The organism is Pseudomonas sp. LJDD11 (assembly GCF_024584215.1).
Lineage (GTDB): Bacteria > Pseudomonadota > Gammaproteobacteria > Pseudomonadales > Pseudomonadaceae > Aquipseudomonas.
Map to the genome: position 1 here is coordinate 31,597 of NZ_JANJFL010000029.1, position 10,706 is coordinate 42,302.

General features: G+C 57.4%; 7 protein-coding genes and 3 tRNA genes. 1 reads left to right on the top strand and 9 read right to left on the bottom strand.

Annotation, left to right across the window (positions count from 1 at the left end):
* Positions 1–133: 133 nt before the first annotated feature.
* From NRB16_RS24825 to NRB16_RS24865, 9 genes are all read right to left on the bottom strand, one after another.
* Entirely contained in the window at positions 134–2,017 is a 1,884-nt protein-coding gene (locus NRB16_RS24825; protein ID WP_257107182.1) for a SurA N-terminal domain-containing protein, read from the bottom strand.
* Between the two features lie 177 nt (positions 2,018–2,194).
* Complete coding sequence (locus NRB16_RS24830) at positions 2,195–2,467, bottom strand: HU family DNA-binding protein (protein ID WP_045489741.1); 273 nt, start codon at positions 2,465–2,467, stop codon at positions 2,195–2,197.
* A gap of 145 nt (positions 2,468–2,612) precedes the next feature.
* Positions 2,613–5,009, bottom strand: a complete 2,397-nt coding sequence (lon, locus tag NRB16_RS24835) for an endopeptidase La (protein ID WP_045489739.1) — start codon at positions 5,007–5,009, stop codon at positions 2,613–2,615.
* Positions 5,010–5,303: 294 nt separating this feature from the next.
* Positions 5,304–6,587 (bottom strand): ATP-dependent Clp protease ATP-binding subunit ClpX, encoded by a 1,284-nt coding sequence (gene clpX, locus NRB16_RS24840; protein ID WP_045489737.1) that lies wholly within the window; start codon positions 6,585–6,587, stop codon positions 5,304–5,306.
* Positions 6,588–6,692: 105 nt separating this feature from the next.
* Positions 6,693–7,334, bottom strand: a complete 642-nt coding sequence (gene clpP, locus NRB16_RS24845; protein WP_045489734.1) for an ATP-dependent Clp endopeptidase proteolytic subunit ClpP — start codon at positions 7,332–7,334, stop codon at positions 6,693–6,695.
* 92 nt (positions 7,335–7,426) lie between these two features.
* Positions 7,427–8,737 carry a trigger factor gene (gene tig / locus NRB16_RS24850; protein ID WP_045489732.1) on the bottom strand — a complete coding sequence of 437 codons (1,311 nt, stop codon included), beginning with the start codon at positions 8,735–8,737 and terminating at the stop codon, positions 7,427–7,429.
* 368 nt (positions 8,738–9,105) lie between these two features.
* A tRNA-Leu gene (locus NRB16_RS24855) sits at positions 9,106–9,190 on the bottom strand.
* A gap of 58 nt (positions 9,191–9,248) precedes the next feature.
* A tRNA-His gene (locus NRB16_RS24860) sits at positions 9,249–9,324 on the bottom strand.
* Positions 9,325–9,359: 35 nt separating this feature from the next.
* Positions 9,360–9,436: transfer RNA gene (locus NRB16_RS24865), tRNA-Arg, on the bottom strand.
* A 299-nt stretch (positions 9,437–9,735) separates the two neighbouring features.
* Here NRB16_RS24865 and folD point away from each other — a divergent pair.
* Entirely contained in the window at positions 9,736–10,590 is an 855-nt protein-coding gene (gene folD, locus NRB16_RS24870) for a bifunctional methylenetetrahydrofolate dehydrogenase/methenyltetrahydrofolate cyclohydrolase FolD (protein WP_045489729.1), read from the top strand.
* Positions 10,591–10,706: the final 116 nt, after the last annotated feature.

Sequence of the window (10,706 nt, forward strand, 5' to 3'; positions counted from 1 at the left end):
ACACCCCCCTAACCGAAACAAAAAATACAGCCCCCCGCGCTGGGGGCCGCCCTTTTTTTGCCCTGCAGGAGCTGCTTCAGCAGCGAAGGCCTTGGCACCATTCGCGGCTGAACCCGCTCCTACACAGCTAACGTTAGTACTTCTCGATCTTGGCCTTGTGCTCCAGCTCGGCACGATAGGCCGAGAAATCCTGCTGCCCGGCACGCGATGCCAGGAAGCGGCGGTACTGGGCCTTTTCCTCGTCAGACGGCGCAGCGGCCTGGTTGACGCCCTTGAGGCGCACAATCACGAAGCTGCCGTCACGAGCGCTCAGGCTGGCGTACTCGGACTTGTCCTGGCCTTCAGGCTTGGGCATACGGAACAGGGTCTGCAACACAGCCGGATCGACACCGTCCTGACCGCGGCTGACCGCTTCCAGAACCTTCCACTCGATACCGTCCTGGCGCGCAGCCAGCGCAACCTTGCCATCGCGCAGGCCCGCGAGCAGCGCCTCGCCCTTGGCTTTGGCCGCAGCGGCAGCCTTGTCATGGACCAACTGGTTACGAATGGCGCCGGCCACTTGTTCCAGTGGCAGTTGCTGAGGCTGCAGGTGCTCCTTGGCGCGCACCACCAGCACGGTGTCAGGATCAAGTTCCAGCACGTTGCTGTTGGAACCCTCTTCCAGCACTTGCGGACTGAACGCTGCCTGGATCACCGCACGGTTGGCTGTCAGACCTTCACCACCTTCACGCCCGAACGCCGCGGTGGTCTGGACCTTGAGCCCCAGATCCTGAGCCGGCTGGCTCAGATCGGCAGACTCAAATGCCGCGTCCTGCAGTTGCTTGGTGACTTCGACGAACTTCTGCTCAACCTGTTGCGATTTCAGGTCGGCGGTCAGCTTGTCCTTGAGGCTGGCGAAGCTCGGCACCGAAGGTGCTTCAACGCCCAGCAGCTTGATCAGGTGCCAGCCGTAATCGCTGCGTACCGGCTGCGAGACCTGGTCCTTGTTCAGCGCGTACAGGGCATCTTCGAAAGCCGGGTCGTATACCCCCTTGCCGGCGTAACCCAGATCACCGCCCTTGGTGGACGAACCCGGATCCTGAGAGAACTCTTTGGCCAGGGCGGCAAAGTCTTCACCTTTGGCCAGGCGCTGCTGGATTTCTTCCAGTTTGGCCTTGGCCTGCTGATCGTTCACCTTGTCGCCGACTTCGATCAGGATGTGCGCAGCCCGACGCTGTTCGGTCAGATTGGCAATTTCCTGCTGGTAAGCGGCCTGCAGGTCTGCATCCTTGACCTGAACCTTGTCAAAGAACGCCGACTTCTTCAGCTCGATATAGTCCAGAACCACTTGCTCTGGGCTCATGAACTCCTTGGCGTGCTGATCGTAGTGGGCCTTGACCTCGTCATCGCTTACCGAAACGCCAGCAGTATTGGCAGCAATGGTCAGGGTGGCCGAATCACGGGTCTGCTTCTCCAGTCGGGCAAACGCCTCGACCTGGGCATCGGTCACGAACGCGCTGCCAGCGATACCGGCACGGGTCTGAGCGATGAGCATTTCCTGGGTCAGCATCTGCCGGAACTGCAGACGGCTATAGCCCAATTGACGAATGACCTGATCAAACCGGTCGGCACTGAATTTGCCATCGACCTGGAACTCAGGCGTCATCAACAGTTGCTGGTCAACGGCGGCTTCGGAAAAGGCGAACTTGTCGTCTGCGGCTGCCTGCAACAGCAGTTTGCGCTCGATCAGGCCCTTGAGAGCCGATTCACGCAGCAGCTTTTCGTCCAGCAGCGCAGGATCGAAGTCCTTGCCCAACTGCTGAGCCAATTGCTGAGCCAGCTGGCGACGTTGCATATCGACCGCTTGACTCAATTCGTTTTGGGTCACCTCTTCGCCATTCACCTCGGCAGCATTCTGCTTGCTGCTCGAAGAGGTGAACATCGCTTCGATGCCCGTCAGGGCCATCAGCGCAACGATGATCCCGATAATGGTTTTGGCAATCCAGCCTTGGGAATTGTCCCTGATGTTCTGCAGCATGCGTCCCCCAGAACGGTTGAACTCACGAACCAACCGCGGAGCGTGGGTAGAAAGCGGATAGAAGAAAGGCGCATCCGAGGATGCGCCTTCCCGTAAATCGCGTAGCGGAAGGTCTCGAACCTTCCGCGACCGGTTCGCGAATGCACGCGAACCAGCGCGTCAAGGCTTGAAAGAAACTTAGTTGACAGCTTCTTTCAGGGCCTTGCCGGCTTTGAATACTGGCTTCTTGGCCGCTGGAATTTCCAGGGTCTTGCCAGTCTGCGGGTTACGACCTACACGGGCAGGACGGTCAGTAACGGAGAACGTACCAAAGCCAACCAGAACAACCGAGTCGCCAGCCTTCAGAGCGCCAGTGACGGATTCGATCACTGCGTCCAGCGCACGGCCAGCAGCAGCTTTCGGGATATCAGCAGATGCAGCGATAGCATCAATCAGTTCCGACTTGTTCACTCTAAGTCCCCTTATCTCTATATGGAGTATGTTTCTAAGTTTTTGGTGTTAAGCAAAACGAGCGCTGAGGGTCTTCAAATACTGGCCTGAAAGAGCCGCTTTATAACAAGCGCTCCAAAAAGCTGTCAAGAAAGCCCACTCAGACTTAATGCGTGCTAATTCTTTCCTTAGAGTCAGACTCGCGCTTTTCGTCCTTCGCCACCCTGTCGGGAGCTACATCCGGCAAGGGCTCAGGGGCGTATTGCAGCGCAATTTGCAGGACTTCGTCAATCCATTTAACGGGCTTGATCTGCAAGTCTTGCTTTATGTTGTCAGGAATTTCCTTCAAATCGCGTACGTTTTCTTCGGGAATGATTACAGTCTTGATCCCGCCACGATGTGCGGCGAGTAACTTTTCCTTCAGACCGCCAATCGCCAGTACCTGACCACGCAGGGTGATCTCACCGGTCATCGCCACATCGGCGCGCACCGGGATCTGGGTCAGGGCCGACACCAGCGCGGTGCACATGCCGATACCGGCGCTCGGGCCATCCTTGGGGGTTGCCCCTTCAGGCATGTGGATGTGCGTATCGTGCTTCTCATGGAAGTCCGACGCAATCCCCAGGCTCTTGGCACGGCTACGTACAACCGTCTGTGCGGCGGTGATCGACTCGACCATTACGTCGCCCAGCGAACCGGTCTTGATCAACTGGCCTTTACCCGGAATCACTGCCGACTCGATGGTCAGCAGTTCGCCGCCCACCTGGGTCCACGCAAGGCCGGTCACCTGACCGATCTGATCCTGCTGCTCGGCCAGTCCGTAGCGGAATTTACGCACGCCCAGATAATGCTCAAGATTGTCCGAGGTGACCTTGATGGCGAATTTACGCTCCTTGGCGTGCTCCTTGACTACCTTGCGGCAGACTTTGGCAATCTGCCGCTCAAGGCCGCGCACGCCCGCTTCACGGGTGTAGTAGCGGATGATGTCGCGAATGGCGCTCTCGTCGAACTCCAGCTCGGCCTTTTTCAGGCCATTGGCCTGGATCTGTTTGGGCGCGAGGTACTTGACGGAGATGTTGATCTTTTCGTCTTCGGTGTAGCCTGGCAAACGGATGACTTCCATACGGTCGAGCAGCGCCGGCGGGATATTCATCGAGTTGGAGGTGCACAGGAACATCACGTCCGAAAGGTCGTAATCAACCTCTAGATAATGATCGTTGAAATTGTGGTTTTGCTCGGGGTCGAGCACTTCGAGCAGCGCCGAAGCCGGATCGCCACGCATGTCACTGCCCATCTTGTCGATCTCATCGAGCAGGAACAGTGGATTGCGGACCCCGACCTTGGTCATCTTTTGTATCAATCTACCCGGCATCGAGCCAATGTAAGTACGACGGTGACCGCGTATTTCTGCTTCATCACGCACGCCACCCAAGGCCATGCGCACGAACTTGCGATTGGTCGCACTGGCAATCGACTCGGCCAGCGATGTCTTGCCGACACCCGGCGGGCCGACCAGACACAGCACCGGACCACGGATCTTTTTCACCCGTTTCTGCACGGCGAGGTACTCAAGGATGCGCTCCTTGACCTCTTCCAGACCGTAGTGATCAGAGTCAAGAATCTCTTCGGCACGGGCCAGGTCCAGACGCACCTTGCTCTGCGCCTTCCAGGGCACCTGTACCAGCCAGTCGATGTACGAACGCACCACGGTCGCTTCAGCGGACATCGGCGACATCTGCTTGAGCTTGTTCAGCTCGGCGGTGGCTTTGGTGAGAGCATCTTTAGGCAGACCAGCCGCGTCGATGCGCTTTTTCAGCTCTTCGATCTCGTTGTGGCCTTCATCACCATCACCCAGTTCTTTCTGAATGGCCTTCATCTGCTCATTCAGATAGTACTCGCGCTGGCTGCGCTCCATTTGTTTCTTGACCCGGCCACGAATGCGCTTCTCGACCTGCAACAGGTCGATTTCAGCATCCAGCAGAGCGAGCACATGCTCGACACGTGCAGACAGGTCGATGATTTCGAGGATTTCCTGCTTCTGCTCGATCTTCAGCGCCATATGCGCCGCCATGGTATCGACCAGGCGACCTGGCTCTTCGATGCTGTTGAGCGAGGACAGGACTTCGGCAGGGACTTTTTTACCCAATTGCACATATTGCTCGAACTGGCCGAGCAAGCTGCGTACAAAGACCTCGGACTCACGGTCCGGCGCGGCAGTTTCATCGATCAGCGCTACTTCGGCGCGGCAATGACCGTCGACTTCCATGAAGCGCTCAACGCTGCCGCGCTGCTCGCCTTCAACCAGCACTTTGACAGTACCATCAGGCAGTTTGAGCAGTTGCAGGACAGTGGCGACAGTACCGACACCATAGAGGGCTTCTTCGCCCGGATCGTCGTCAGCCGGGTTTCTCTGCGCGAGCAGGAGAATCTGCTTGTCACCGGTCATCGCCGCCTCAAGGGCTTCGATAGACTTCTCGCGCCCCACGAACAGCGGGATAACCATATGCGGATAAACCACAACATCACGCAATGGCAAAAGAGGCAATTCGATGGTGGCTTTCATGATTTCGCCTCTACAGCGGCCAATTGGCCGTGGACAGATTGAATGTGCTTGAAACCAAGATGGGGTCTGCGTTGCAAAAATACAAGCCTTAGCGGCCCGATCAGGAAATAGTTACGATTTTATTTCCCGGATCCGGCAGGGCTTGCCCGACCAACGACGAACGCCGCACTGCTGGCGGCGCATAACCCCAAAATGCAGAAGGGGCCACAAGGGCCCCTTCTTGGGTTTTGCACGAAAACTGCCTGCATTCGCCGACGTTTCGTACAACCCCTTGTCAGCACTCACGCACAGGCGTCAGGCATCGGGTGCAGCTTTGGCGGCAGGCTCGCTGTTTTCATAGATCAGCAGCGGCTTGGAGGTGCCTTCGATGACGCTCTCGTCGATCACCACCTTGCTCACGTCGTTTTGCGACGGGATTTCGTACATGGTGTCGAGCAGCACACCTTCGAGAATCGAGCGCAGGCCACGAGCACCGGTCTTGCGCTCCAGGGCGCGGCGAGCCACGGCCTTGAGTGCATCGGAACGGAACTCCAGGTCAACGCCTTCCATCTCGAACAGCTTGCCGTACTGCTTGGTCAAGGCGTTCTTCGGCTCGGTCAGAATCTGGATCAGCGCCGGCTCATCCAGTTCGTCCAGTGTTGCCAATACCGGCAAACGACCGACGAACTCGGGGATCAGGCCAAACTTGACCAGATCGTCCGGCTCGACTTCACGCAGCGACTCACCGACCTTCTTGCCCTCTTCCTTGCTGCGCACCTCAGCATTGAAGCCGATGCCGCCGCGGGTCGAGCGGTTCTGGATGACTTTCTCCAGACCCGAGAACGCGCCACCGCAGATGAACAGGATATTGCGGGTATCAACCTGCAGGAATTCCTGCTGCGGGTGCTTGCGACCGCCTTGTGGCGGTACGGAAGCCACAGTGCCTTCGATCAGCTTCAGCAGAGCCTGCTGAACACCTTCGCCGGACACGTCGCGAGTGATGGAAGGGTTGTCGGATTTGCGCGAAATCTTGTCGATTTCGTCGATGTAGACAATACCCATCTGGGCCTTCTCTACGTCGTAATCACATTTCTGCAACAGCTTCTGAATAATGTTCTCCACGTCCTCGCCCACATAACCGGCTTCGGTCAGGGTGGTGGCGTCGGCGATGGTGAACGGCACGTTGAGCAGGCGAGCCAGGGTTTCGGCGAGCAGGGTCTTGCCCGAGCCGGTAGGCCCGATCAGCAGGATGTTGCTCTTGCCCAGTTCAACGTCGTCATTTTTTTTGTCGCGTTGGTTCAAGCGCTTGTAGTGGTTGTACACCGCTACTGCGAGAACCTTCTTGGCGCGCTCCTGACCGATGACGTACTGGTCAAGGATGCCGCTGATTTCTTTAGGCGAAGGCAGTTTATGTGCGCTGCTTTCGGCCTGTGCTTCCTGCACCTCCTCACGGATGATGTCATTGCACAGGTCGACGCACTCGTCGCAGATAAAGACCGAGGGGCCGGCAATCAATTTACGCACTTCATGCTGGCTTTTGCCGCAGAAGGAGCAATAGAGCAATTTACCGTTGTCCTCGCCGTTGCGGGTGTCAGTCATTCGATCGATCCAGTCCGATAGGCTTGCAACACAAGATGAAGGCTCTTGCGGGCTTTTTCAAGTCCGCAGGCGGTCAGTTGCAGGACCGCCCACATCCCGGGTTACTCAGGCAGGCATTTCACGCTTGGTGATGACGGAGTCGATCAGGCCGTATTCGGCTGCGCGATCCGCACTCATGAAATTGTCGCGCTCTGTGTCACGTTCAATGGTTTCAAGGCTTTGGCCGGTATGCTCGGCCAACAGGCTGTTCAGGCGGTGACGGATATGCAGAATTTCACGGGCATGGATATCGATATCCGAAGCCTGGCCCTGGAAACCTCCCAGTGGCTGGTGAATCATCATCCGCGAGTTGGGCAGACAATGCCGCTTGCCCTTGGCACCACCTGCGAGCAGGAACGCACCCATGCTGCAGGCCTGGCCGATGCAGATGGTGGACACGTCCGGCTTGATGAACTGCATGGTGTCGTAGATCGACATGCCTGCTGTCACCGAACCGCCAGGTGAGTTGATGTAGAGATGGATATCCTTGTCCGGGTTTTCCGCTTCCAGGAACAGGAGCTGCGCCGCGATCAGGTTGGCCATGTAGTCTTCTACCGGACCCACCATGAAAATCACCCGCTCCTTGAGAAGGCGCGAATAGATGTCGTACGCGCGTTCGCCACGGGCGGACTGCTCGATAACCATCGGGACCAGGCCGCCAGCAGCCTGGATGTCAGAGTTGTGCTGAAAATAAGAATTGCGGGACATGTCCTGCACTCACTCCCAAATAGTCGAGTCTTGAATACGCACAAGCCAGCGCGAAGGCTGGCCTGTGAGTGTTTTCGAACGAAACAACGAAATCAGTCGGCTTGTGGAGCTTCTACCGGCTTGACCGCTTCTTCGTAGGAGACCGATTTGTCGGTCACGCTAGCTTTCTGCAAAACAGTATCTACAACTTGCTCTTCCAGCACAACCGAACGAACTTCGTTCATCTGCTGTTCGTTCTTCAGGTACCAGGCCACGACCTGCTCTGGCTCCTGGTAGGCCGAAGCCATTTCCTGGATCAGCTCGCGAACGCGATCTTCATCAGGCTTGAGATCGAACTGCTTGACCACTTCAGCAACGATCAGACCCAGCTCAACGCGGCGCTTGGCCTGCTCCTGGAACAGCTCGGCCGGCAGTTGGTCAGGCTTGATGTTGCCGCCGAACTGCTGAACAGCCTGAACGCGCAGACGGTTGACTTCGTTTTCCAGCAGCGCTTTTGGCACTTCGATCGGGTTGGCAGCCAGCAGACCGTCCATGACCTGGTTCTTGACCTTGGATTTGATCGCCTGACGCAGCTCACGCTCCATGTTCTTGCGAACTTCGGTGCGGAAGCCGTCCAGACCGGTTTCCTTGATGCCGAACAGCTTGAAGAACTCTTCGTTCAGTTCAGGCAGCTTAGGCTCGGAAACGCTGTTGACGGTCACAGTGAACTCAGCGGCCTTGCCAGCCAACTCAAGGTTCTGATAGTCCTCAGGGAAGGTCACGTTCAGAACGCGCTCTTCACCGGCCTTGGCACCGACCAGGCCGTCTTCGAAGCCAGGAATCATGCGACCGGAGCCCAGTACCAGCTGAGTGCCGGTGGCGGAGCCGCCAGCGAACGCTTCGCCGTCGACCTTGCCAACGAAATCGATGTTGACCTGATCGTCGTTCTGAGCGGCACGGTCAGCCTCTTCAAAACGCACGTTCTGCTTGCGCAGGATGTCCAGCATGTTGTCCAGATCGCCATCAGCCACGTCAGCAGACAGGCGCTCGACAGCGATGGTTTCAAAGCCGGAAACAGTGAATTCAGGGAAAACTTCGAAAGTGGCGACGTATTCCAGATCCTTGCCTTTCTCGAAAGACTTTGGCTCAACAGCAGGCGAGCCAGCCGGGTTCAGCTTCTGCTCAACCACAGCTTCGTAGAAGGTCGCCTGGATCAGCTCACCCAGAGCCTCCTGACGAGCACCCTCTTCAAAACGCTGACGGATCACGCTCATTGGCACTTTGCCTGGGCGGAAGCCCGGGATTTTGGCCCTGCGCGCAGTCTGTTGCAGACGCTTGTTGACTTCGGTCTCGATGCGCTCGGCAGGCACGCCAATGGTCATGCGGCGTTCGAGAGCAGAAGTGTTTTCAACAGAAACTTGCATGGATATTCCTCGTTGCACAGACGTTAGCCGGCGTTTCCGACCCTAGAATCAAGGGCATGCATTCTAGTGGGTCGAACTCAAGAAGTCACCCTACTGAAAAAGGGCAGTTTTAAGAGGATGTTATCGAATCGCCGATGAAAGGACTGATGCAACTGGCCGCTTCCCCGGCAACCCGTCTACCCCGCCCTGCCCCCATGAGGAGCTACCGGACCGGGCAGCACCGATTCCATCCGGATACTGCGTTTCACCAGACCGACGGCATCAGTCCGGGAAACCAAAAACCAGTTTGCCAAAACAGAAAAAGCCGCTCTAGAGCGGCTTTTTCATTTAACAGGATAAAGACATGTAGCCAATACCTGCTTGTTTCATGGTGCGGAAGAAGAGACTCGAACTCTTACACCTTGCGGCGCTGGAACCTAAATCCAGTGCGTCTACCAATTTCGCCACTTCCGCGCAACCAGCTTTTAAAGCAAAGGCGCCAGACTTTTAAATCCGGCGCCTCTCTCGAATATGGGGTGGACGATGGGGATCGAACCCACGACAACAGGAGTCACAATCCTGTGCTCTACCAACTGAGCTACGCCCACCATATTGCATTTACTTGTGCCAAAGCTGCCTTGAATGGCGCACCCGGCAGGACTCGAACCTGCGACCATCCGCTTAGAAGGCGGATGCTCTATCCAGCTGAGCTACGGGCACTTATATAATCTGCATCTTTAACGATTACAAATTACAGGCTTTAGATCATCTCGAACCGGGCGTTAACCTTGTTCAATCTGACTAGCATTATCCAGTACCGAGGTCTTCGGCGCTGGGCTCTGCCCGGCAAGTGGTGCGAATCTTATAGACGACCCCGAAGGTCGTCAACACTTTTTTTAAAAAAAATTCAGGCAGATAAAGGAGTTAGCTTATTAGGCGCAGCGAGCGCCTTTGCCCTGACGCCATGTCATGAGAGAATACGCGCTCTTTTTAATCCTTCTCGATGGTTAATCACCCGCATGACTGCAAAACTAATCGACGGCAAAGCGATCGCCGCGAACCTGCGCCAGCAGATCGCCCAACGTGTCGCCGAACGCCGCCAGCAAGGCCTGCGCACCCCGGGCCTCGCGGTGATCCTGGTCGGCAGCGATCCCGCCTCCCAGGTCTATGTCTCGCACAAACGCAAGGATTGTGAAGAAGTAGGCTTCCTGTCCCAGGCCTATGACCTGCCGGCCAGCACGTCCCAGGCAGACCTGACCGCACTGATCGACCGCCTTAATGAAGACGCCCAGGTTGACGGCATTCTGCTGCAACTGCCGCTGCCGGCGCATCTGGATGCCTCCTTGCTGCTGGAGCGCATTCGTCCGGACAAGGACGTCGACGGGTTCCATCCCTATAACATCGGTCGCCTCGCTCAGCGCATCCCGCTGCTGCGCCCCTGCACCCCCAAGGGCATCATGACCCTGCTGGAGAGCACCGGCGCCGATCTGTACGGTATGGATGCGGTGGTTGTCGGCGCCTCGAATATCGTCGGCCGGCCGATGGCCATGGAACTGCTGCTGGGCGGCTGCACCGTAACCGTGACTCACCGCTTCACCCAGGACCTGGCCGCTCATGTAGGCCGTGCCGACCTGGTGGTCGTCGCCGCCGGCAAGCCTGGCCTGGTGAAAGGTGAGTGGATCAAGCCCGGCGCGATCGTGATTGACGTCGGTATCAACCGGCAGGCCGACGGTCGACTGGTCGGCGACGTGGTCTACGAGACCGCCCTGCCCCGCGCCGGCTGGATCACGCCAGTACCGGGCGGCGTTGGCCCGATGACTCGCGCCTGCCTGCTGGAAAACACCCTGTACGCAGCAGAAACCTTGCACAACTGATTTCTGGCTGGCATACACCCACAAAAAAAGGCACCCGAGGTGGCGGTTTTTGGTTACCCAGCAACCTCAGGGTGCCCGTCAGTCCGGCAGGAGCCCAGTCCTTGCCGCCTTGGCCT

Coding starts and splice junctions, on each gene's coding strand:
- NRB16_RS24825 (WP_257107182.1), bottom strand. CDS start 2,017: ATGCTGCAGAACATCAGGGACAATTCCCAAGGCTGGATTGCCAAAACC.
- lon (WP_045489739.1), bottom strand. CDS start 5,009: ATGAAAGCCACCATCGAATTGCCTCTTTTGCCATTGCGTGATGTTGTG.
- clpX (WP_045489737.1), bottom strand. CDS start 6,587: ATGACTGACACCCGCAACGGCGAGGACAACGGTAAATTGCTCTATTGC.
- clpP (WP_045489734.1), bottom strand. CDS start 7,334: ATGTCCCGCAATTCTTATTTTCAGCACAACTCTGACATCCAGGCTGCT.
- tig (WP_045489732.1), bottom strand. CDS start 8,737: ATGCAAGTTTCTGTTGAAAACACTTCTGCTCTCGAACGCCGCATGACC.
- folD (WP_045489729.1), top strand. CDS start 9,736: ATGACTGCAAAACTAATCGACGGCAAAGCGATCGCCGCGAACCTGCGC.